The sequence below is a fragment of the Rhodococcus sp. CX genome (assembly GCF_015865005.1).
In the GTDB taxonomy this organism is placed as follows: Bacteria; Actinomycetota; Actinomycetes; order Mycobacteriales; family Mycobacteriaceae; genus Rhodococcus.
In genome coordinates, this window is record NZ_JADZGH010000034.1 from 1 (window position 1) to 24089 (window position 24089).

The window sequence follows — 24089 nt, forward strand, 5'->3', positions numbered from 1 at the left end:
GTCCGGGGGGCGCGGTCGTCGTCGCGACGAGTTCCCCGCCCGCAGCCCCCGCCTCGGCCCCCGCGCCGGCCGAGGCGCCGCACGCGGTGAGCGCCGCGGTCGCCGCGACGGCCCCGGCACCGCCGAGCAGGGCTCGACGCGGCAGTGTGGTCGGTGTCGTGGCTCGTGTCTCCGATGCTCCTCCGACGGCACCACTGTCGCGGTGTTCGGTCTTCATTCGCGTTTCCGTTCCGATCGCCGTGATGTGCGCCGGAAAGCCTATCGACGACGCCGGGCGCGGGCAGCGACCTGCGTCACTGCCCGCGCCCGGCGGTGTGTGGATGTGCGGTGTCAGTGCACGACGACCGGCGCTGCCTGGCCGGCGTGCTCCGAACGCGTGCGCGGCAGGAACGCGGCCGGGATCAGTGCGAGCACCATAACGCACGTCGCGACGAGGAAGGTGGTTCCGAATGCGTCGGCGAGCGAGGACAGGATCGACTGCTGCACCTCGGGCGGAAGCTGCGCGACCATGTCGGCGTCGGGGGTCGCGGCGCCCTCGGGGGCACCGGCGGGAGCGGCCATCTGGTTGGTGAGGATCACCGACATCGTGGCCGTACCGACCGAACCGGCGACCTGCTGCACGATGTTCATCAGCGTCGATCCCCGCGCGATGCTGTGGTCGGTGAGGGTCTGCAGCGCCGCGGTCATCGTCGGCATCATGGTGCAGCCCATGCCCATACCCATCACGAACAGGGCGCCGAGGAGCAGCACGTACGAGGTGTCGACGCCGACCTGCGTGAACACCGACATGCCGACGCCGATCAGGGTCAGACCGACCAGGACGATCTTGCCGGGGCCGATCCGGTCCACGAGCTGACCGGCGATCGGCATCGTGAGCATCGCGCCGATGCCCTGCGGGGCGAGCAGCAGACCGGCCGACAGCGTGGTCTCACCCCGCACCTGGAGGAAGTAGCTGGGGAACAGCAGACCCGCGCCGAAGAAGCCGATGGCGAACACCGACATGGTGAGCACCGCGAAGGTGAGCTGACGGTTGCGGAACAGGCGCAGATCCACCAGCGGGTTCTTCGCACGCAGCGCGTGGAACACGAACGCCGCGATCAGGATCACACCGATGATGCCGTTGATCAGCACGCGCGGCGACGCGACGGTCCCGACCTCGGGAATCGACGAGACGCCGAACAGGAACAGCGCCAGACCCGGCGACAGCAGCAGCATGCCGACGAAGTCGAACGACTCGGATTCGCTGGGCTCGTCCTTGGGCAGCACGACGAATGCGGTGATCAGCGCGACGATGCCGATCGGCAGGTTGATGAGGAAGATCCAGTGCCAGCTCGCGGACTCGATCAGCCAGCCGCCGAGGATGGGGCCGCCGATGGGGCCGAGCAGCATTGGGATACCGAGCACTGCCATGACGCGGCCGACGCGGTGCGGGCCGGCGGCACGGGTCATGATCGTCATGCCGAGCGGCATGAGCATGCCGCCGCCGAGGCCCTGCAGCACGCGGAACGCGATGAGCGAGGTGATGTCCCACGCCATGCTGCACAGCACGGAGCCCGCGACGAACAGCACGAGCGCGGTCAGGTACAGCCGCTTCGAGCCGAACCGGTCGGCCGCCCAGCCGGTCAGCGGGATGACGCTGGCCAGCGCCAGCGTGTAACCGGTCATCGTCCAGGCCACGGTGGCGTAGCTGGCCTGGAACTCCTGCATGAACGTCGGCAGAGCGACGGACACCACGGTGACGTCGAGGATGGACATGATGGCACCGAGGACCACCACGGAGGCGATCTTCAGTACGGCAGCGTCGAGTTTGCCGTCGGACGCGGCGACGTTGGAACCCTCGGATGGGGGTGTCATGGGTGTTTCTCCTGGGTCGCAGGTGGCACAGTGCACGCCCACCCGCGCCGAGGACGACGTCGGAGAAGCGCGTGATGACTCATCAGCGAAGTCGCGGTGCCGATGTTCCGCGATCGTAACGAGTTCCGCCGACGCACCCCAAGTGACTTAATTTTCGTGGCTCGGCATTTCCGCTGGTCAGGCGGCCCCAAAACGGTCCCTGGGCGACCTACGTCACATCGGGACCAGGCGACGGAACAGCCGGGCGGGTCCGCGGCGGGCGCCGATCTCGACGAGCCGGGCGCGATCGGTGATCTTGACCCGCGGGCGGCCCTGCGCCCGGCCGGCGGCGCGCTCGGCCTCGTCGATCGCTTGCCAGCCCCGCAGATCCACCCGGTTCGGGCGGCGCGAGGCGAGCAGGCGCGTCAGCTCGCGACGTCCCGCGGCCGGTGCGGTCAACCGGCCGGCGTCGAAGTCTGCGAGCAGTGCCGCGACCGTCTCCTTCGCACAGGCCTTGTTGGTGCCGATGACCCCGCTCGGGCCACGTTTGATCCATCCGGTGACGTACACGCCGTTCTCGACGCGGCCGCCGGTGTTCGGGACGACGCCGCGACGCTCGTCGAACGGCACGCCGGGCACCGGCACGCCCCGGTACCCGATCGACCGCAGCACCAGCTGCGCAGGCAGATCCTCGTGGTCGCCGGTGGGCCGGGCCACGAGCGTGCGTTTCTCCCCTTCGATCAGCTCGTTGCGTACGAGCCGGACACCGGTGAGGCGGTCGTCGCCGAGCAGTTCGGTGGGCGAGGTCAGGTACCGGAAGACGATGCGCTTGCGCCAGTGGATCGGCCGGGTCTGCGCGTACTCGCGCGCGAGACGCATGCGCAGCTCGACGGCGGGATCGGCGGCGGCGAGCCGTGCGCTGACCGGATCGAGTTCCAGCTCGGACTCGTCGACGACGACATCGACGCCGTGCAGATCGCGCAGCGCCAGGAACTCTGGGTTGCTGTAGGCCGCCTGGGCCGGACCACGCCGGCCCAGCAGCACGACCTCCCGGATGTTGCTGCGGCGCAGGGCCTCAAGCGCGTGATCGGCGATGTCGGTGCGGGCCAGCTCGTCGACGTCCGTCGTGAGGATCCGGGCGACGTCGAGTGCCACGTTGCCGTTGCCGACGATCACCACGGTGGTTCCGCTGAGGTCGAAGGTGCGGTCCGCGTAGTCGGGGTGCCCGTTGTACCACCCGACGAATTCGGTGGCGGCGTGGCTACCGGGAAGGTCCTCGCCGGGGATGCCGAGGTGGCGGTCGGCGGAGGCACCGACGGCGTAGATCACGGCGTGGTGGTGGGCGAGCAGATCTGCGTGGGTGAGGTCGCGGCCGATCTCGACGTCGAGGTGCAGTCCGAACGCGTCGCGCCGGAACGACCGCTCGAACGACTCGGTGACCGTCTTGGTGCCGGGATGATCCGGTGCGACGCCGGCGCGGACGAGGCCGAAAGGAGTCGGCAGCCGGTCGAACATCTCGACCTCGACGTCGGAGCGTTCGAGCAGCTCCTGCGCTGCATAGCAGGCGGCGGGCCCCGCACCGACGATCGCAACCCGCAACGTGCCGCGATCGCGGGGCGGCGCCGGGGTGGGTGTGAGCGGAAGCCAGCCGTCGGGCGTCGGGTGCGCGGTGTAGTAGGCGGCGTTCAGTTCGGCGAACCGGGCCTGCTCCGGGGTCAGGGTGTCCTCGGGGAAGATCGCCTCGACCGGGCACGCGTCTGCGCAGGCACCGCAGTCGATGCAGGTCTGTGGGTCGATGTGCAGCATCTCGGCGGTCGCGAATTCCCGTTCCTCGGGGGTCGGGTGGATGCAGTTGACCGGGCAGACGGCCACGCAGCTCGCGTCGTTGCAGCACGTCTGGGTGATCACGTAGGCCATGGTCTGGGTCCTCGGGAGCGGGGCGGCCGGGCCGCCGCATTTCATGTGACACTGCGTAACAGTTAAATGCGACTGTAGTCGCCGCGCCGCGAACACCGCAAGACACACTGCGCACGACGTCCGCTCCTGCGAGAATCGGGCGATCCACGAACGCAAGGGGGCTGCGGATGGGGACCGACACGACTGCCACACCGTCGGCGACACAACCGCTGAGCGATCTACCCGCGGACGCGTCGCCCTACACCACGGAACGCACCGTCCGCACCGGCGACGTCGACAACCACCAGCGGCTACGGCTCGACGGCATCGCCCGCTACCTCCAGGACATCGGCACCGACAACCTTGCCGCCCTCGACGCGACCGGCACCGATCCCCTCTGGATCGTCCGGCGCACCGTCATCGACGTGCACCGTCCCGCGCGGTACCCGCAACACCTGCGGCTGCGCCGGTGGTGCGACGCACTGTCCACGCGATGGGCCAACATCCGGGTGCGGATGGACGAGATCGAACCCGACGGCGAAGGAGCCCTGATCGACACCGCGGGATTCTGGATCGACATCAGCCCGACCAGCGGCGCCCCCACCCGCATCAGCGATCCCCTGTTCGAGCGCATGGCGCGGCACGCCCACGACACCCGGCTCCGGTGGCGCGCGTGGCTCTCCCCCGACGCCGACGGCACCGACCACGCCGCGCCGTTTCCGCTGCGTGTCACCGACATCGACCCGTTCGACCACGTCAACAACGCGACCTACTGGCACGGCGTCGAGGAACACCTCGCCGAGCGCAGCGACCTGCAGGACGGCCCGTACCGGGCGGTGGTCGAACACCTGCGGCCCGTCGTCGCCGGCGACGAGCTGACCATCCGCACCCGCCACGAGGACGACGCGCTCTCCCTGTGGTTCACCGTCGGCGACGAGGTCCGGGCCGTCGCCAGGGTCGCGCGGGCGACGGTCACGAAGGTGCCGACACCCGGCAAATCTGGCATCGCCACTCCGTCCGGCGACGGGTCGAAGCACCTACGGTGGGACGCATGACGCGCACCCTCATCCTGCTGCGACACGGCAAGTCCGCGTACCCGGAAGGCGTCGCCGACCACGAGCGCCCCTTGGCCCCGCGCGGACGACGTGAAGCCGGGCTCGCCGGCCGGTGGCTCCGGGCACACCAGCCGCCGATCGACGCGGTGCTGTGCTCCACCGCGGTGCGTACCCGCAAGACGCTGGCCGAAGCGGCGATCGAGGCGCCGGTCGACTTCCGGGACGATCTGTACGAGACGTCCCCGGACATCCTCATCGACGCCGTCCGCACCGTGGCCGACGCTGTCGCGGACGGCACTGTTGCTCGCTCCCGATCACGAGAGCGAGGCGGCCCACCAGCTGGCCGAGAAGTTCCCCACCTCCGCCGTCGTGGTGCTGACGGTCCGCGGAGCCTGGCACGAACTCGAGGCCGGCCGCGCCGAGCTCACGGACTTCCATATACCCAGGTAGCAGCTCGTGTGTCTTTCCGGCGGTCGGGGCCGCCAGAAAGACACACCGAGACACGCACGCGCATACACGAAGGTCCCGCCCCCGAAGAGAAAGGGGCGGGACCTGCGTGTCTACGGTAGTTGCCTACCGGTAGTCGCTCGAGTAACCGTAGTCGTCGAGCGGGACCGCGGCGCCGGTGTTCTGGCCGAAGCCCTCCGGCGAGTAGTACTGGTCGTCGTAGGCCGGGATGGCGTACGCGGCCGCACGGGCCTCCTCGGTCGGCTGGACCTGGATGTTCCGGTACCGGTTGATGCCGGTGCCGGCCGGGATCAGCTTACCGATGATCACGTTCTCCTTGAGACCGATCAGCTTGTCCGAGCGGCAATTGATCGCCGCGTCGGTCAGCACGCGAGTGGTCTCCTGGAACGACGCCGCCGACAGCCACGAATCGGTGGCCAGCGACGCCTTCGTGATACCCATGAGCACGGGGCGACCGGCAGCGGGCTCGCCGCCCTCGGCCACGACCCGGCGGTTCGATGCCTCGAACTCGCTCCGCTCGACCAGCGAACCGGGCAGGAACTCCGTCGCGCCCGAATCGATGATCGTCACGCGGCGCAGCATCTGGCGCACGATGACCTCGATGTGCTTGTCGTGGATCGACACACCCTGGCTCCGGTACACCTCCTGGACCTCGTTGACGAGGTGGATCTGCACCTGGCGGGGACCCATCACACGCAGCACCTCGTGCGGATCGGCAGCACCCTCGAGGAGCTGCTGACCGACCTCCACGTAGTCACCGTCGGCGAGAACACCCTCGGTGCCGTTCGCCTTGCGGATGACGTGCAGGCGCTGACGCTTCGACAGCTTGTCGTACACGACCTCGTCGCCACCGTCGTCCGGCACGATCGTGATCTTGTAGAAGCGGTCGTCGTCCTCGAGCCGGATGCGGCCGGAGACGTCGGCGATCGGGGCCTTGCCCTTCGGGACGCGGGCCTCGAACAGCTCCTGGACTCGCGGCAGACCGCCGGTGATGTCCTCACCGACGCCACCCTGGTGGAAGGTACGCATCGTCAGCTGCGTACCCGGCTCACCGATCGACTGCGCGGCGACGATACCGACGGCCTCGCCGATGTCGACGAGCTTGCCGGTCGCCATCGAGCGGCCGTAGCAGGTGGCGCAGACACCGGTGCCGGTGTCGCAGGTCAGCACCGAACGGACGCGAACCTTCTGGATACCGGCCTCGAGCAGCGCCTCGATGGCCGGATCGCCCAGGTCGGAACCGCGCTCGACGATCACGTTGCCGTTCGCGTCGACCGCATCGGAGGCGAGCGTACGGGCGTACGTGCTCGTCTCGATGTGGGCGTCGCGGACCAGCTTGCCGGTCTCGTTGCCCTCGGCGTCGCGCTCCGGCTCCGCGATGGTCATCTCGATGCCGCGCGGCGTGCCGCAGTCGACCTCGCGAACGATGACGTCCTGCGAGACGTCCACCAGACGACGGGTCAGGTAACCCGAGTCGGCGGTACGCAGAGCGGTATCGGCCAGACCCTTACGGGCACCGTGCGTGTTGATGAAGTACTCGAGAACGGTCAGGCCCTCACGGAACGAGGACTTGATCGGACGCGGGATGAACTCGCCCTTCGGGTTCGTCACCAGACCCTTCATGCCCGCGAGCGAGCGGATCTGGGTCATGTTGCCCGCAGCACCGGACTTGACGATCGTCGGGATCGGGTTGTCGTCCGGGTAGTGCGCCTCCATGGCCTGACCGACCTCTTCGGTCGCTTCCTGCCACAGCTTCACCAGCGAGTCGCGACGCTCCTCCTTGGAGAGAGCACCACGCGCGAACTTGCGCTCGAGCTGGTCGGCCTGCGCCTCGTACCGCTCGAGGATCTCCTTCTTCTCCGGCGGAACGAGCACGTCCGCCATCGAGACGGTCACACCCGAACGGGTCGCCCAGTAGAAGCCGGCGTCCTTGAGCTTGTCGACGGTCTGCGCGACGACGATCATCGGGTAGCGCTCGGCGAGATCGTTGATGATCGCGGCCTGACGCTTCTTCGGCATGATGTCGTTGACGAAGCCGTAGTTGACGGGCAGCAGCTCGTTGAACAGCACGCGACCGAGGGTCGTGTGCGCGGTCCACGCGTCGCCGTACCGCCAGCCCTCGGGGAACAGCTCGTTCTCGATCTCGCGCGGCGGACGCTGCTGCGTCAGACGCACCTTGATCGGGGCCTGCACCGACAGCGCACCGCGGTCGACGGCCATGATGGCCTCGGCCGGGGACGAGTACACGCCCTGCTCCGGCTGATCGGCGGTGGCCGGGGCGTACGCGCCGACGGCGTCCTCGACGAGACGGGTCAGGTGGAACAGACCCGTGACCATGTCCAGACGCGGCATGGCGAGCGGACGACCCGATGCCGGCGACAGGATGTTGTTCGAGGACAGCATCAGGATGCGGGCCTCGGCCTGTGCCTCCGCGGACAGCGGCAGGTGCACGGCCATCTGGTCACCGTCGAAGTCGGCGTTGAAGGCCTCACACACGAGCGGGTGCAGCTGGATCGCCTTGCCCTCGACGAGCTGCGGCTCGAACGCCTGGATGCCGAGGCGGTGCAGCGTCGGTGCACGGTTCAGCAGCACCGGGTGCTCGTTGATGACCTCTTCGAGGACGTCCCACACCTGCGGGCGCTGACGCTCGACCATGCGCTTGGCGGACTTGATGTTCTGCGCGTGGTTCAGGTCGACCAGACGCTTCATCACGAACGGCTTGAACAGCTCGAGCGCCATCAGCTTCGGCAGACCGCACTGGTGCAGCTTGAGCTGCGGGCCGACGACGATGACCGAACGGCCCGAGTAGTCGACACGCTTGCCGAGCAGGTTCTGACGGAAACGACCCTGCTTGCCCTTGAGCAGATCGGACAGCGACTTGAGCGGGCGGTTGCCCGGACCGGTCACCGGCCGGCCGCGACGGCCGTTGTCGAACAGCGCGTCGACGGACTCCTGCAGCATCCGCTTCTCGTTGTTGACGATGATCTCGGGCGCGCCGAGGTCGATCAGTCGCTTGAGGCGGTTGTTGCGGTTGATGACACGGCGGTACAGGTCGTTCAGGTCGGAGGTCGCGAAGCGGCCACCGTCGAGCTGAACCATCGGGCGCAGCTCCGGCGGGATCACCGGAACGGCGTCGAGAACCATGCCCATCGGCGAGTTGCCGGACTGCTGGAACGCCGCGACGACCTTCAGTCGCTTCAGCGCACGCAGCTTCTTCTGGCCCTTGCCGCTGCGGATGATCTCGCGCAGCTGCTCGGCCTCGGCGTCGATGTCGAAGGTCTCGATGAGCTTCTGGATGGCCTCGGCACCCATCGCGCCGGTGAAGTACTCACCGTAGCGATCCTGCAGCTCGCGGTAGATCAGCTCGTCGACGATGAGCTGCTTCGGAGCCAGCTTGGTGAAGGTGTTCCAGATCTCGTCGAGACGGTCCAGCTCGCGCTGGGCGCGGTCGCGGAGCTGACGCATCTCGCGCTCGCCACCGTCCTTGACCTTGCGGCGGACGTCGGACTTGGCGCCCTCGGCCTCCAGCTCGGCCAGGTCGGCCTCGAGCTTCTGCGCGCGGGCCTCGAGGTCGGCGTCGCGCTGGTCGGCGACGGTCTTCTTCTCGACCTCCATCTCGGCCTCGAGGGTCGAGAGCTCGTTGTGGCGGAGCTCGTCGTCGACCGAGGTGATGACGTAGGCGGCGAAGTAGATGATCTTCTCGAGATCCTTCGGCGCCAGGTCGAGGAGGTAGCCGAGGCGGCTCGGCACGCCCTTGAAGTACCAGATGTGGGTGACGGGTGCGGCCAGTTCGATGTGGCCCATCCGCTCGCGGCGGACCTTCGCGCGGGTCACCTCGACGCCGCAGCGCTCGCAGATGATGCCCTTGAAGCGGACGCGCTTGTACTTACCGCAGTAGCACTCCCAGTCCCGGGTGGGGCCGAAGATCTTCTCGCAGAAGAGTCCGTCCTTCTCGGGCTTGAGCGTGCGGTAGTTGATGGTCTCCGGCTTCTTGACCTCGCCGTACGACCAGTTGCGGATGTCCTCTGCGGTGGCCAGGCCGATGCGGAGTTCATCGAAGAAGTTGACGTCGAGCACGTAACTTCCTTTCCCCTGTGCGGGTTGTGTTGCTGCTAGTTGTCGCTATCGCTGCCGGGCCCCCGGGGAGGCGCGAAGGATGCGGCGTCGTCGTTGCCGTCCATACGCGCCTCCTCCGGGGTCGGCTTCCTAGTTCGCGAGGTCGTCGACCGTGGCCGACTCGTTGCGGGAAAGGTTGATGCCCAGGTTGGCCGCTGCCCGCTCCAGGTCCTCGTCGTCGCCGTCGGCCATCGCGATGGCCGCGCCGTCGCTCGAGAGCACCTCGACGTTCAGGCAGAGCGACTGGAGCTCCTTCAGGAGAACCTTGAAGGACTCGGGGATACCCGGCTCCGGGATGTTCTCGCCCTTGACGATCGCCTCGTACACCTTCACGCGGCCGACGACGTCGTCCGACTTGATGGTGAGGAGCTCCTGCAGCGTGTACGCCGCACCGTAGGCCTGCATGGCCCAGCACTCCATCTCACCGAAGCGCTGGCCACCGAACTGGGCCTTACCGCCGAGCGGCTGCTGGGTGATCATCGAGTACGGACCGGTCGAACGAGCGTGGATCTTGTCGTCGACGAGGTGGTGCAGCTTGATGATGTACATGTAGCCGACCGACACCGGGTACGGGAACGGCTCGCCGGAACGACCGTCGAACAGCGTCGCCTTGCCGTCCTCACCGACCATGACCTCACCGTCGCGGTTCGGCAGGGTCGAGGCCAGCAGACCGCTGAGCTCGTCCTCGCGCGCACCGTCGAACACCGGGGTCGCGATGTTGGTGTTCGGCTCCGCCGACAGCATCTCGTCGGACAGGTTCTGCGCCCACTCGGGACGGCTGCCGTCCTCCGCGACCTGAATGTTCCAGCCGGCCTTGCCGATCCAGCCGAGATGCGTCTCGAGGATCTGGCCGATGTTCATACGACGCGGAACACCGTGGGTGTTGAGGATGATGTCGACCGGGGTGCCGTCGGGCAGGAACGGCATGTCCTCCTGCGGGAGGATCTTGCCGATGACGCCCTTGTTGCCGTGGCGGCCGGCGAGCTTGTCGCCGTCCTGGATCTTGCGCTTCTGCGCCACGTACACGCGGACGAGCTCGTTGACGCCCGGAGGCAGATCGTCGTCGTCCTCGCGGGAGAACACGCGCACGCCGATGACCTTGCCGGTCTCGCCGTGGGGCACCTTCAGCGACGTGTCGCGGACCTCGCGGGCCTTCTCGCCGAAGATCGCGCGCAGCAGCCGCTCCTCGGGGGTCAGCTCGGTCTCACCCTTCGGGGTGACCTTGCCGACGAGGATGTCGCCGTCGCGGACCTCGGCACCGATGCGGACGATGCCGCGCTCGTCCAGGTCGGCGAGGACCTCGTCCGAGACGTTCGGGATGTCGCGGGTGATCTCCTCGGCACCGAGCTTGGTGTCGCGGGCGTCGATCTCGTGCTCCTCGATGTGGATCGAGGTGAGCACGTCCTCCTCCACGAGGCGCTGCGACAGGATGATCGCGTCCTCGTAGTTGTGGCCTTCCCACGGCATGATCGCCACGAGCAGGTTCTTGCCGAGCGCCATCTCACCGTTCTGGGTGCAGGGACCGTCGGCGAGGACCTGGCCGGCCTCGACGCGCTGACCCTCGTCCACGATCGGACGCTGGTTCGAGCAGGTGCCCTGGTTGGAACGGTCGAACTTGCGCAGACGGTAGGTCTTGCGGGTGCCGTCGTCGGCCATCACGGTGATGAAGTCGGCGGACACCTCCTCGACCACACCGGTCTTCTCGGTGACGATGACGTCGCCGGCGTCGACGGCGGCACGCAGTTCCATGCCGGTACCGACGACCGGAGCCTCGCTGCGCACCAGCGGCACGGCCTGACGCTGCATGTTCGCACCCATGAGGGCACGGTTGGCGTCGTCGTGCTCGAGGAACGGGATCATCGCGGTCGCGACCGACACCATCTGACGCGGCGAAACGTCCATGAAGTCGACTTCGGCGGCCGGGATGTACTCGATCTCGCCGCCCTTCTTACGGACGAGGACGCGATCCTCGGTGAACCGGCCGTCGGGACCGATCGGCGAGTTGGCCTGCGCCACGACGTGGCGGTCCTCCTCGTCGGCGGTCAGGTAGACGACCTCGTCGGTGACGACGCCGTTCTCGACCTTGCGGTACGGGGTCTCGATGAAACCGAACGGGTTGACCCGCGCGTACACCGACAGCGAGCCGATCAGGCCGATGTTCGGGCCTTCCGGGGTCTCGATCGGGCACATGCGGCCGTAGTGCGACGAGTGGACGTCGCGGACCTCGAGGCCGGCGCGCTCACGGGACAGACCGCCGGGGCCCAGCGCGGACAGGCGGCGCTTGTGGGTCAGGCCCGAGAGCGGGTTGTTCTGGTCCATGAACTGCGACAGCTGGGAGGTTCCGAAGAACTCCTTGATCGCGGCCACGACGGGACGGATGTTGATCAGCGTCTGCGGCGTGATCGCCTCGACGTCCTGCGTGGTCATACGCTCGCGCACCACGCGCTCCATGCGGGACAGGCCGACACGGATCTGGTTCTGGATGAGCTCGCCGACCGTGCGCAGACGACGGTTGCCGAAGTGGTCGATGTCGTCGACCTCGACCGGGACCTCGACGCCGTCGGGGGCGGTCATCACGGTCTCACCGGCGTGCAGGCGCACCAGGTACTCGATCGTGGCGACGATGTCTTCCTCGGTGAGGGTGGACGCCGCGATCGGCTGGCCGCTGTTCAGGCCCAGCTTCTTGTTGATCTTGTAACGTCCCACGCGCGCCAGGTCGTAGCGCTTGTCCTTGAAGAAGAGGTTCTCCAGCAGGGTCTGCGCGGACTCCTTGGTCGGCGGCTCGCCCGGACGCAGCTTGCGGTAGATGTCGAGCAGCGCCTCGTCGGTGCCGGCCGTGTTGTCCTTCTCCAGCGTGGACATCATGATCTCGGAGAAACCGAAGCGCTGGACGATCTGCTCGTTCGTCCAGCCCAGCGCCTTGAGCAGCACGGTGACCGGCTGGCGGCGCTTGCGGTCGATGCGGACGCCGACGGTGTCGCGCTTGTCGACGTCGAACTCGAGCCACGCACCGCGGCCCGGGATCACCTTGACGCTGTGCAGGTCCTTCTCGGTGCTCTTGTCGACGTTCCGGTCGAAGTAGACGCCCGGGGACCGCACCAGCTGCGACACGACGACGCGCTCGGTGCCGTTGATGATGAAGGTGCCCTTGTCGGTCATCATCGGGAAGTCACCCATGAAGACCGTCTGGCTCTTGATCTCGCCGGTGTTGTTGTTGATGAACTCGGCCGTGACGAACAGCGGAGCCGCGTACGTCATGTCCTTGTCCTTGCACTCCTCGACGGAGGCCTTGACCTCGTCGAAGCGCGGGTCGGAGAAGGACAGGGACATCGAACCCGAGAAGTCCTCGATCGGCGAGAGCTCTGCGAGGATCTCCTCGAGGCCGCCGACAACAGGCCCGTCACCACGTTCGGCAGCCTTCGCGCGCCAGCGCTCGGAGCCGATCAACCATTCGAAGGAATCTGTCTGTAGATCGAGGAGCCCGGGGACCTCGAGCGGCTCGCGAATCTTCGCGAACGAGACTCTCTTCGGGGCTCCGGGGATTCCGGCAACTGCCTTGGTCTGGCTAGAGACTGCCAAGATGCGTCCTTCCAGCACCTCACGCGGGCCGCTCCAACCGGTGCGACCGCCGCTGTACCTGCTTCTTCAGTGGGGCGTTTCGGCTGGTCACAACCCGAACGACAGCCCCATCACGAAGACCGGCGGCGGGCACCCCACGAGGGGGCACTTCCGGCTTTGCGAACGAGGTTTGGACAGGAGGCAGCCAGCGCAAAGTCCTAACCTACACCGAAAAACGGCAGATGTCCAACAGGGGTGCCTGAAGCAAGCCCCTCTCCGGAACTCGGACTTTCTCGCGAGTTCGCGCGGGCGTACCGATAGAGTGACCGCTACCGCTCTCCGCGTCAAGAGATCGTTTCGCCGGGACCGCGCCGACCGCAGCGAAACAGCCCCCGACCGGGGTCAGCTGTCGGTCAGTTCCGAGACCAGCCAGCGGCCGTCGATCCGCTCCATCCGCACCCGCAGCGGCGCCGCCGCGCTGCCCTGGGCGATCCCGTCGCCCGTCGCGCTGACGTTGATGTATGCCGCCACCTCCGCACGCGAATCGTCGAGCATGGACACCCCGATGTGCGTGACGTCGACCTGCGTGACCGTGTGCGTCTGCACCGCGGCCTGCTTCGTCACCTCCGCGGTCCGGTCGAACTGTTCCTGCATCTCCGGCGTCAGCAGCTTGCGGATCGCCGCGAAGTTGTCGTCGATCGTCTCGTAGTTGTAGCCGTGCATCGTCTCGATGGCCTCGGTGGCGGCCCGCTCGACCTGCGCGGTCGCGGCCGTGTCGACCCACGCCCGGTTCTCGACCTTCGCACCGGGCTGGAACGCGGCGACCACCGCGAACACACCCAGGGCGACCGCGGCGCCGCCGAGGAGCAGCAGCGGACGCGTGCCGGACTGTGCCGTGGGCTCCGTCCCGGCGGCATCCTCCGGAGCAACCTCCCGGCCGGGCTCCGGCTCGGCGGGCACGGCGGCAGCCTCGGCAGTCCCGGTGCTCTCGGCAGCCTCAGTACTCTCGGCAGACTCGGTGGCCTCGGCAGACTCAGGGGTCTCGACGGCCTCGTCTGTGGTCTCCGGCTCGGGCTTCTTGGACAGCTCCACCGCCGCGCCCTCGGGCGTGCCGGCTCCGACGACCGATTCCCCGACCTCGGGCTTCGGCGCGCTCGCGTCCTGCCCCGGAGCCGCCGGCCGCGCAGTCGGAGCCGTCGGCCGGGCGGCGCCGGCAGGGCCCTGCGCGCGGCCGGTTCCGGCGATCTTCGGACGCCGGCGCGGCCCGCCGGTTCCCGGATTGCGTCGTTGCGGCGGCACTACACACACTCCTCGAATTGCTCGGTCACCGTCGGTTCCCTACTGCCCGGGCGCCGGTCCGGCCGGGGCCGTCGGCTCGGCGGGCAGCGGCGTTTCGGGCAGGGGCGTTCCGGCGGGCGGCGCGGCCGGTTCCGCGGGAGCCGGAGCGGCCCCCGGATTCGCACCGGACTCGAGCTCCACCGAACCCAGCGGCTGGATTGTCTCCGCCTTCCAGATGTCCCCGTCCTTGCGAACGGCGACCTCGACCGACACCTTGTTCTTCACGAAGTTCGTGGGCGTCGTCGTGGTCACCGACAACACCACGAGCGCACGCGCGGTGTCGTCGTCGGTGTTCAGCTCCGTCAGCGACCCGAACAGAACATCGGCCGCCATCCCGGTGCCGGTGGCCGCGACCTGGTCGCGGATCTGCTGTTCGGTGGCGTTCAGATCGTTCACCAGCGCCTCACCGGTGATCGACGACCGCATGTTGTCGAGCGATCGGTCGACGTCGTCCGCGTCGACACTGTTCAGATTGATCGCCGCCTGCATCGCACCGGACAGCGCCGCGTCCCTCGCGTCGGCCGTGGGCCGCTCGACGAACAACGCCCGCCCCCAGCCGACACCGAACCAGATCGCGGCCGCCAGCGCGACCAGCGCGACGACGCCGACGACCGCGAGCCCCACCTTGCGGAACCTGTCGCCTGCCGGTCGGGTTGTGGTCTCCTCGCTCACTCCAACAACCTACTCACTTCACTTCGGGGTGACCCCGAGCAGCGGTGCCAGCTGCGTCGCGATCGGGTTCAGGTTCAACTTGTCCGGGTCCTTCTTCGGGATGAAGTCCCACGGCTGGAGGGTCAGCGGGTCGGCGAACACGATCCGGTTGGCGCTGCGCACGCCGGTGACGCTGCCCTGCGGCACTTCGCACGACGCGTTCGTGTTGAACGGGAAGTCCTGCTGGGTGTCGTCGAAGTTCGGGTTCTGCCGGTGCATCTCGTCGAGGATCTCGTAGGTGCCCTCGTACCCGATCGTGCAGGACGGCGGGTTGTTCGTCTCGAGGACGATTCCCTGCCGGACCGCGCCGTCGCCCGGTGCGACCGTCCCGGAGCTGCCGGCCACCGCGGGCAGGAACGCCAGGAGCGGCTGCAGCGCGATCGCCTGCGGCGCGAGCTTGTCGCCGAGCAGTGCCAGGTTGGTGAGATCGGTCGTCAGACCCGGACCGCTCTCCACGACCAGCTGGGTCAACTGCTCGCTGGCGGCCTGCCCCGTCTCGATGAGACGCCGGATGTCCGGGTCGCTTTCGCGCAATTGCGCCGTGACCAGGTCCAGATCGGAACTGAACTGCTGAATCGCCGACGACTGCACCGACTGCGTGTTCAGCACGGTCTCGCTGTCCCGGACGAGAGTGACCGTCTGCGGCAGGTAGTCCACACCGGCCGCGCTGAGCTCGGCCAGCGAGTCGACGAGCACCTGCAGATCGTCACCGCGGCCGTCGAACGCGTCGCCGAGTTCCGTGATGAGGGTGTGCAAGTCGTCCACCGGGACCGATCGCACCAGGTCGTTCGTGCTCACCAGCAGGTCCTCCACCGGGATCGGAACGGCGGTCCGGTCCTGTTCGATGACCGACCCGTCCACCAGGAACGGGCCTTCGTCGGTGTCGGGCCGCAGGTCGACGTACTGCTCACCGATCGCGGAGCGGTTCGCCACGACCGCGCGTGCCGACGCCGGGATGTCCGGGCCGCCGTTGTCGAGTTTCAGCTCGACGTTGAGGCCGTCCTCGGTGAGCGACAGTTCACCGACCCGCCCGACCGGGACACCACGGTAGGTGACCTCCGCGTTCTTGAAGACACCACCGGACGTCGCGAACTGCGCGTTCACCGTGTACTGCCCGAAGCCCAACAGGTTGTCGAGACGGACGTACCGGGCGCCGACGAACAGCACACCGAGCAGCGCGATCACCACGAACACCGCGAGCTGCGCTTTGACCAGGCGCGATCTCATCGGCCACCCCCGAGTCCGAGCTGGTTCATCAGGCCCTCCAGGGGATTGGGCGGCGCGGCCGCGTCCCCGGGGACGGCGACACCCGCCGGGAGACCCGGCACCGCGACCGTCTCGGGCAAGGTGGGCGTCGGCAGGATCGGCAGGAGCGACACCGTCGGCCATCCCGGCCGCGGACCGTTGCCGTCGACGTACGGGTTGGACGGATCGAGCAGCGGCTTGGGGTTACCGAACTTGGGCTCCCGGTAGACCGGCTCGCCCTGTCCGACACCGAGGGCCGCGAGCGCGTCCCCGATCTGCAGATCGACGATGAGGAACAGGTTCACCGAACTGCCGAGCGCGATCTTCTCCACCCCGTCCGGGAACGGCACGGTCGGGATGAACGGCAACGCCTCGACCAGGTCGTCTCCGGAGATCGCGAGTTGCTGCAGAGTCGGGCGCAGCGCCAGCAGGTCGGCGATCAGATCGTCCTTCGACTGTTCGAGCACATCGGTTCCGACCGTGCCGAGCCGATCGAGCTGCGTGAGCAGTTCGACGAGCTGCGGGCGTTGCTGCTCGAGGACCTCCGTCGCGACCGGAAGCTCGTCGAGAATCCCGGCGATCCGGTCGGTCTGCGCGGCCACGTTCGTGCTCAGCGTGTCCAGCCCGTCCAGCGCACGCGTGATGTCGTTCTTCTGCTGTTCGAGTCCGGCGATCAGCAGATCCGCCTGTTCGAGCAGACTGCGCGTGGTTCCCTCGCGCCCGTCGAACGCAGTCGACAGTTCCTTGACCACCGGCGCGAGCTGTCCCACACCGCCGCCGTTGAGCAGCAGCGACAGCGCGCCCAGCACCGGTTCGATCTCGGTCGCGGCGCGGGTCCGCTCGACGGGGATCGAATCGCCGTCGGCCAGCCTCTGCGTCGACGGGTCCGTCGGGGGCGAGCTCAGCTGGACGAACTTCTCGCCGAGGATGCTGGTCTGCTCGACCTCCGCGAGCGCATTCGCCGGCAGATCCACCGAGGACTGCACCACGACGTCCACATCCGCCGTCCAGCCGTCCGGGGCGACGGAGATCGATTCGACGCGACCGACCGGCACACCGTCCACCTTCACCGCGGACTGCGGCACGAGGTCCAGCACGTCCTCGAACGCGATGGTCAGGTGCATCGGGTCACTTCCGACGTCCGGGCCACCGGGCAGCGGAATATCGGAAACCCCGCCGCAGCCCGACACCGTCACCGCCACGACACACAGCCCCGCGGCGAGGGCGACCGCACGTCCCGACCCCACCGAGGGGATCCCCGATTTCGAGTGCCTCACCGATCACCCCCCTCTCCGCCGAGCTGCAGTCGCGGCGATTCGACGCCGGGCACCGTGCCCGGAACCACCTGCCGCTGGATGTTCTCGCCGCTCAGGATGCCGAACGGCAGGATCAGATCCGGCGACCTCTGGTCCGCGGTCACCTGCGCCATGATGTCGCCGCATCGGTCGATGAGCGGCTGCATCTGTCGTCCGAGCCGTTCGAAGCGTTCGTCGCCCGGCACCAGCTTTCCGAGGTCGATCAGCTTGCACACGGCGGCGTTCGGATCCTGGAGGTCGGTAAGCACGAGTCGCGACGACAATGCCCCGGCCTCCGCGTCGTACGAGTTGACGAGGTTGCTCACCGCCAGCGGCAGCAGGGTCAGCGAGTTGACCAGCGAATCCCGGCGATCCGCGAGCGTCTGCGTGATCGGCACGAGCGCGTCGACGTTGTCCTTCAGGATCGCCTGGTTGTCCTGCACGAACGTCGCGACGTCGCCCAGCGTCACCGACAGCTGGTTCAGGGCCTGACCGAGATCCTCCCGCTCCCCCGCGAGGAATCCGGACAGCTCGGCGAGCTGGCTGTTGAAGACCCGTACCTGCTCGTCGTTCGCGGCGAGAGCGCTCACGAACACCTGCAGGTTCTCGACGGTGCCGAACAGGTCGTCACGCGAGGAGTTCAGGGTGCGGGTCGCCGCGGACAGCTGATCGATACTGCGGCCGAGCGCTTCCCCGTTGCCGGCGAGGTTCTCCGCGCCGACCTCGACGAACTGCGACAGCGCGCCTTCCTTGTTCGCGCCCTCCGGTCCCAGCGCGCGCGACAGCTCGTCGATGGTGGCGTAGAGCTCGTCGACCTCGACGGGCGTGGCCGTGCGTTCACGCGGGATCACCGCGCCGCTCTGCATCGTCTCGCCGCCCGTATAGGCGGGAGCGAGCTGCACGTACCGGTCGGCGACGACCGACGGCGTGATCTGCGCGGCCCGCGCGTCGGCCGGGATGTCCACCCCGCGGTTCACGCGCATACGGACCTGCACGAGATCGCCCTGCGGCTCGACCGACAGGACCTTGCCGACCTCGACACCCAGCACCCGGACGTCGGAGCCTTCGTAGATGCCTACGGCCTTGTCGAAGTACGCGGTGATCTCGGTCGTGCCGACACGTTGGTAGGCGTACCAGCCGCCGGCGACGAGCGCTGCCACCAGTGCCGCGGCGAGCGCGACGAGCACTGCCGTGCGTCCGTTCCCGCGCGTGGAGTCGTCCCCGTTCTCGGCGTGCGCCATCAGTTACCCCCTTCCAGCGTGCGGCCCGGCTCCCGGTAGCCCGGAATGTCCGGCAGCCCCGGCGGGGTGAGGTTCACGACGACCTGGTCGAACCAGCGGCCGTTGCCGACGACGTTCGTGTACAGGCGCACGAAGGGTTCGTACAGCTCGAAGGCACGATCGAGATTGTCGTTGTTGTCCTGCAGGATCTGCACGACACCGCGGAGCTGTTCGAGTGCGGGACCGAACTGCTCCTCGTTCTCCTGGACGAGACCGCTCAGCTCGGTCGACATCCGCTGCGTGCCGTCGAGCAGCTGCGAAATCGCCTCCCGGCGGTTGTTGAGCTCCGCGACCAGCAGCGCACCGTCGCTGATGAGCCGGTTGAACTCGACATTGCGGTCGGCGAGGATCTGCGAGGTCTGCGCGGTCGCGTCGAGCAGTTTCTTCAGCTCCTGGTCGCGGCTCGCGATCGTCTCCGAGATCCGGCTCACCCCGTCGAGCGCGGCCCGCACGTCGTCGGGTGTCTCGGAGAACGCATCGGACAGGGCAGCGAATCCGGCGGCGAGCTGTTCGGAGTCGATGTCACCGAGGGTGGTCGCTGCGGACGAGAACGCCTCGATCACGTCGTACGGCGCCACCGTGCGCTCGAGCGGAATCACGTCCGACGGATTCAGCACCTCGGTTCCGCGCGGATCGAGCGCGAGGTACTTCTGGCCGAGGATCGTCTTGATCTGGATCGAGGCCGACGTGTCGTCGCCGATCCACGCGTCCTTGACGTTGAACTCGACGACGACGCGGTCGCCCTCGAGCTCGACCGCGGTGACCTGGCCGACCTTGACGCCGGCGATGCGCACCTCGTTGGTGGGCTTGAGGCCTGCCGCTTCACTGAACTCGGCCTTGTAGGTGGCGCCGGCGCCGATGATCGGCAGCGAGTCCAGGAAGAACGCGGACAGCGTGGCCAGCAGGACCACCAGAATGCCCAGGGCACCGGCCGCTGCCGGACTGCGACGTCTACTCATCGTCCCTGCAACTCCTGCATTCCGTCCTGCGTGCACCGTTTCGCGGCATTGGTGTAGATCGGCTGGTTCACCGTGGGCAGCCCGGTGGGCAGATTCAGATACGGGACCGAGCCCGGACCGGCGATGATGTCGATGCCGCACAGATAGAACTGGAACCACGAGCCGTAACTCGCGACCCGGCCGAGCTTCTCGAGCTTGACGGGCAGCGTCTCCAGAACCTGGTCGACGGCGCCGCTGTTGGCGTTCAGGGTGCCGGCGAGCTGGTTCACCGCGGTGATCGACTGTGTGATCGCCGGACGGGTCGGTTCGAGCACGTCGGCGACCGCGTCCGTCAGACCGGCGAGGGACTGCACCGCGGATCCGACCGTCTCACGATCCGCGGCCAGGCCGCTGACCAGCGCCTGGGTGTTCACGAGCAGCGCATCGAGCTCGTCGTCCCGCTCGTTGACGGTGGTCAGCACCGTGTTGAGGTTGTCGATGACCGCGCCGATGACCGCGTCCTTGTCGGCGATCGTGTTGGTCAGCGACGCGGTGCTGCGCACCAGGTCGTCGACGGTTCCCGATTCGCCCTGGAACACCTGGACGATCTGGTACGACAGCTTGTTGACGTCCTCCGCCGACAGGGTCTGGAACAGGGGCCGGAAACCGTTGAACAGCGTGGTGAGGTTCACCGCGGGCTTGGTCCGCTCGAGCGGGATCGTCTCGCCCGGATTCAGCTTCTGTCCCTGTGCGCCCTCGCCCTGCCCGAGCGCGATGTACCGCTGGCCGACGAGGTTGCGGTACCGGATCGTCGCGGTGGTGGATGCGGGCAGGTAGTCGCGGTCCTCGACGGTGAACGTCACTTCGGCGTTGCGCTCGTCGACGATCGAGATGTCCTCCACCTGCCCGACCCGGACGCCCGCGATGCGGATCTCGTCACCTTTGTTGAGCGAGGTGACGTCGGAGAAGATCGCGTGGTACTTCTCGCCGCCACCGCCGCCGAGGCTGGCGATGGTCGCGGCGAGGATGCCCGTCGCGACGACCGTGACGACCGCGAAGACGATCAGTTTGATCAGAGGTGCTGCCAGTCCCCTCATTCGAAGCTCACCTCCGTTCCCCGCATCGCCGGCGCGCCGAGCCGGGTGGTCCACCGCGGCACGTCACCGGGTTCGAGACCGGTCGCGGCCCCGTAGATCACGTCGAGCGTTTCCTGTTCGGCCGCCGAGCCCGTGTAGGACACCGGAACGGTGCCGATGATCACGCCGACGTCGTCCGGAACCCCGGAACCCTCGGGGGCCGGGAAGAACGGGATCGTCTCGGGCCCGGGGTTGCGGGACGGCACCTGGTAGGAGCCGTCGTTGATCGAGCCGCCCGGGTACTGCGGGAACTTCCGGCCGGGCGCGGTGACGTTGTCGTAGCAGGCCGGTCCCCGGTCGTCGAGCAGCCGCGGTTCGTCCTGGTTCGGCAGGTAGCGGCCCTTCGGATTCGTGAACTGGACGCTTGCGCGCACACCGGGGAAGGGATCGTCCACCGCGAGCACACCCGCGGCGGCCGGGGCGGCATCGGCGAAACCCTTCAGCATGCACGGGAACGACGGCGAGTACCGGGCCAGCAGCTGCAACGCCTCCTTCGAGTCCGCGGAAATGCTGATGATCGACGCCGCGTTGGTCTCCAGCAGTCCGGCGGTGTCGGACGATGCACCGGTCGCGGAGACCAGCAGGGTCGCGATCTGGTTCTCCTGCTCGACCACGGTGTTTCCGGTGGTGCGCAGGTTGTTGAACGCGTTCACCAGGTCCGGTGCCGCCTCCGCGTAGGTCTGCGAGAAGTCCGCGAGTCCGCGCAGGTCCTCCTGCAGGGCCGGCAGTTCGACTCCGACCTCGCGGAAGATCTGCTCGAGATGCTCGACCGTGCGTCCCAGGGTCTCGCCGCGACCGCTGAGGCCCTGCGCGAGCGCACCGAGCGTGCTCGCCAGGTCCTCCGGCGGGATGGCCTGCAGGAGCGGGAGGACCCCGTCGAGAACTTCACCGAGTTCGACGGTCCGCGCGCTCTTGTCCTGCACCAGGACGTCGCCGGCGGCGAGCGGACGGGCCGGGTCCTCGGGCAGCAGCAGGGCGACGTAACGCTCACCGAACAGCGTCTTCGGCAACAGCTGGGCCGTCGAATTGGCCGGAATCAGTTCCGCCTTGTCCGGGTCGATCGCCAGGTGCGCGGTGACCTGACCGTCCTCGACCGACGTCGACCGCACCTCGCCGACGATCATGCCGCGGACCTTGACGTCGGCATTGTGCGGCAGCGCGTTGCCCACGCTGTCGGTCAGCAGGTCGACCTCGACGACCTTCTTGAAGGCCTTGTTGTACATCGCGATGGTGCCGGCCAGGAACAACGCCAGGACCAGGAAGAACACCAGTCCCAGCACGCGGCGGCGGAGCGTCGAGGGTGTCTCGATCATCCGGCGACCCTCACCGTCGTCGTCGTGCCCCAGATCGCGAGGCTGAGGAAGAAGTCGAGAACGGCGATGGTGACGATGGCGGTGCGGACCGCCCGGCCGACCGCGACACCCACACCCGCTGGGCCACCGCTGGCGTGGAAGCCGTAGTAGCAGTGGATGAGGATCAGCACGAACGCGAAGATCAGCACCTTCGCGAACGAATAGAGCACGTCCTCCGGTGGCAGGAACAGATAGAAGTAGTGGTCGTACGAGCCGGACGACTGACCGTTGAACAACGTGCTGATCACGCGTGTCGCGAGATACGCGGCGAGCAGGCCGATGATGTACAGCGGGATGACGGCGACGAATCCGGCGATCATGCGGGAGGTGACCAGGAACGGCACCGACGGCACCGCCATCACCTCGAGCGCATCGATCTCCTCGCTGATGCGCATGGCGCCCAGCTGCGCGGTGAAGCCGCACCCGACGGTCGCGGACAACGCGAGCGCGGCCACGACCGGCGCGAGCTCACGGGTGTTGACGTAGGCCGACAGGAAGCCGGTCAGCACCGACGATCCGAGCTGTTCGAGCGCGGCGTAACCCTGCAGGCCGACGACGACGCCGGTGAAGCCGGACATCATCGCGATGACGCCGATGGTGCCGCCGATGACGGCGAGCGCACCGCTGCCGAAGGTGACCTCGGCAAGCAGCCGCAGCACCTCCTTGCGGTAGTGCGTGATCGTCTTCGGAGTCCACGCGACCGCCCGCGCATAGAACGACATCTGGTCGCCTGCGCGATCCAGGACGTTCAACGGTGCGCGCAGCACCCTCCTGCCCCGGAGCAGGAAGAGATCTCCGCGGCCCTTTGCAATCGTCATCGCTTCAGGATCCCTTCGCAGGCACGATCTGCAGGTACACCATCGTCAGGATCAGGTTCGCGAAGAACAGCAGCAGGAACGTGATGACGACGGTCTGGTTCACGGCTTCACCGACGCCCTTCGGGCCGGCCCCGGGATTCAGGCCCTTGTAGGCGGCGACGACTCCGGCGATGAGACCGAAGACGGCCGCCTTGAGTTCGGCGACGTACAGGTCGGGCAACTGGGCGAGCGCCGAGAACGACGCCAGATACGCACCCGGGGTGCCGCCCTGCAGGATGACGTTGAAGAAGTAGCCGCCGGCGATGCCGACGACCGAGACGAGTCCGTTGAGCAGCAGCGCCACCAGGATCATCGCCAGGACACGCGGGACGACGAGCCGCTGGACCGGATCGATGCCCAGCACCCTCATGGCGTCGATCTCCTCGCGGATCGTGCGCGACCCGAGGTCGGCGGTGACGGCGGATCCGGCCGCGCCGGCGATCAGCAGGGCGGTCACGATCGGACTGCCCTGCTGGATCACCGCGAGCACGCTGGCGGCACCGGTGAACGATTCGGCACCGAGCTGCTTGATGAGCGAGCCGGTCTGAAGGGACACGACGGCCCCGAACGGAATGGCGACCAGGGCGGTCGGCAGGATCGTGACGCTCGCGATGAACCACGCCTGCTCGATGAACTCCCGGAACTGGAACGGGCGACGGAAGGTGTTCCGCACGACGTCGACGAACAGTTCGACGATGTTCCCGGCTTGAGTGAGTGCACCGTGTACCGGACGCACCAGCGAACTACTGCCGACCCCCATCTGGTCTCCTACTTCTGGCCGTACTGCTGATCGAATTCCTCGCGATAGACGGGGATCACCTGCGTGTCGTCGTCACGGCCGTCGTAGCCTGCGGGTACCGCTGCCGCGACGTGCGCGGCTTCTTCCTGGTCGTAGCTCTCGAGGATGGCGGCCTGAGCGCTCTCCGGGAGGGTGTGCAGGATCTGCCGCACCCGCTCGTGACGGCGCGCCACGGCCTTGCGTTCGGGCATGCCCGGCGTGGCCTGCATCTG

16 protein-coding genes and 2 pseudogenes are annotated in these 24089 nt (G+C 67.9%); 2 read left to right on the forward strand and 16 right to left on the reverse strand.

From position 1 onward, the window contains the following. From I0Q12_RS02935 to I0Q12_RS02945, 3 genes are all read right to left on the reverse strand, one after another. On the reverse strand, positions 1 to 217 hold a 217-nt coding region (locus tag I0Q12_RS02935; RefSeq protein ID WP_197250526.1), incomplete at its 3' end, for a hypothetical protein. A gap of 113 nt (positions 218 to 330) precedes the next feature. After that, positions 331 to 1854, reverse strand: a complete 1524-nt coding sequence (locus tag I0Q12_RS02940) for a DHA2 family efflux MFS transporter permease subunit (protein WP_197250527.1) — start codon at positions 1852 to 1854, stop codon at positions 331 to 333. Positions 1855 to 2067: 213 nt separating this feature from the next. Next, on the reverse strand, positions 2068 to 3750 hold the full coding sequence (locus I0Q12_RS02945) for an FAD-dependent oxidoreductase (RefSeq protein WP_197250528.1): 1683 nt from the start codon (positions 3748 to 3750) through the stop codon (positions 2068 to 2070). Between the two features lie 167 nt (positions 3751 to 3917). Here I0Q12_RS02945 and I0Q12_RS02950 point away from each other — a divergent pair, with 167 nt between their 5' ends. Next, positions 3918 to 4784 (forward strand): acyl-[acyl-carrier-protein] thioesterase, encoded by an 867-nt coding sequence (locus I0Q12_RS02950; RefSeq protein ID WP_197250529.1) that lies wholly within the window; start codon positions 3918 to 3920, stop codon positions 4782 to 4784. Beyond that, positions 4781 to 5234 (forward strand): annotated as a pseudogene (locus tag I0Q12_RS02955) (histidine phosphatase family protein). The gene I0Q12_RS02950 and the pseudogene I0Q12_RS02955 overlap by 4 nt, the downstream one beginning before the upstream one ends. Before the next feature lie 123 nt (positions 5235 to 5357). On the opposite strand, the gene I0Q12_RS02960 reads toward I0Q12_RS02955, so the two are convergent. The 13 genes and pseudogenes from I0Q12_RS02960 to I0Q12_RS31770 form a co-directional block, all read right to left on the reverse strand. Next, entirely contained in the window at positions 5358 to 9329 is a 3972-nt protein-coding gene (locus I0Q12_RS02960; protein ID WP_197250530.1) for a DNA-directed RNA polymerase subunit beta', read from the reverse strand. A 129-nt stretch (positions 9330 to 9458) separates the two neighbouring features. Then, on the reverse strand, positions 9459 to 12965 hold the full coding sequence (locus I0Q12_RS02965; protein WP_197250531.1) for a DNA-directed RNA polymerase subunit beta: 3507 nt from the start codon (positions 12963 to 12965) through the stop codon (positions 9459 to 9461). Positions 12966 to 13328: 363 nt separating this feature from the next. Continuing rightward, positions 13329 to 14225: a hypothetical protein gene (locus tag I0Q12_RS02970; RefSeq protein WP_197250532.1), complete on the reverse strand. Its 897-nt coding sequence runs from the start codon at positions 14223 to 14225 to the stop codon at positions 13329 to 13331. A 39-nt stretch (positions 14226 to 14264) separates the two neighbouring features. Next, positions 14265 to 14888, reverse strand: coding sequence for a hypothetical protein (locus tag I0Q12_RS02975; RefSeq protein ID WP_197250592.1), 624 nt, complete (start codon positions 14886 to 14888; stop codon positions 14265 to 14267). A gap of 66 nt (positions 14889 to 14954) precedes the next feature. Next, positions 14955 to 16202: an MCE family protein gene (locus I0Q12_RS02980; RefSeq protein ID WP_197250533.1), complete on the reverse strand. Its 1248-nt coding sequence runs from the start codon at positions 16200 to 16202 to the stop codon at positions 14955 to 14957. Next, positions 16199 to 17467 carry an MCE family protein gene (locus I0Q12_RS02985; protein ID WP_197250534.1) on the reverse strand — a complete coding sequence of 423 codons (1269 nt, stop codon included), beginning with the start codon at positions 17465 to 17467 and terminating at the stop codon, positions 16199 to 16201. Before I0Q12_RS02985 ends, I0Q12_RS02980 begins: the two co-directional genes overlap by 4 nt. A gap of 26 nt (positions 17468 to 17493) precedes the next feature. Beyond that, the gene (locus tag I0Q12_RS02990) at positions 17494 to 18756 is read right to left on the reverse strand and encodes an MCE family protein (protein WP_197250535.1); all 1263 of its coding nucleotides are present in this window, start codon (positions 18754 to 18756) and stop codon (positions 17494 to 17496) included. Then, positions 18756 to 19754, reverse strand: a complete 999-nt coding sequence (locus I0Q12_RS02995; RefSeq protein WP_197250536.1) for an MCE family protein — start codon at positions 19752 to 19754, stop codon at positions 18756 to 18758. The genes I0Q12_RS02990 and I0Q12_RS02995 overlap by 1 nt, the downstream gene beginning before the upstream one ends. Continuing rightward, positions 19751 to 20830 carry an MCE family protein gene (locus tag I0Q12_RS03000; RefSeq protein ID WP_197250537.1) on the reverse strand — a complete coding sequence of 360 codons (1080 nt, stop codon included), beginning with the start codon at positions 20828 to 20830 and terminating at the stop codon, positions 19751 to 19753. The genes I0Q12_RS02995 and I0Q12_RS03000 overlap by 4 nt, the downstream gene beginning before the upstream one ends. Beyond that, positions 20827 to 22182 (reverse strand): MCE family protein, encoded by a 1356-nt coding sequence (locus tag I0Q12_RS03005; protein WP_197250538.1) that lies wholly within the window; start codon positions 22180 to 22182, stop codon positions 20827 to 20829. The genes I0Q12_RS03000 and I0Q12_RS03005 overlap by 4 nt, the downstream gene beginning before the upstream one ends. Next, complete coding sequence (locus tag I0Q12_RS03010; protein ID WP_197250539.1) at positions 22179 to 23039, reverse strand: ABC transporter permease; 861 nt, start codon at positions 23037 to 23039, stop codon at positions 22179 to 22181. Before I0Q12_RS03010 ends, I0Q12_RS03005 begins: the two co-directional genes overlap by 4 nt. 4 nt (positions 23040 to 23043) lie before the next feature. Then, the gene (locus I0Q12_RS03015) at positions 23044 to 23838 is read right to left on the reverse strand and encodes an ABC transporter permease (RefSeq protein ID WP_197250540.1); all 795 of its coding nucleotides are present in this window, start codon (positions 23836 to 23838) and stop codon (positions 23044 to 23046) included. 8 nt (positions 23839 to 23846) lie between these two features. Beyond that, a pseudogene (locus tag I0Q12_RS31770) lies at positions 23847 to 24089 on the reverse strand (ABC transporter ATP-binding protein); the annotation flags it as partial.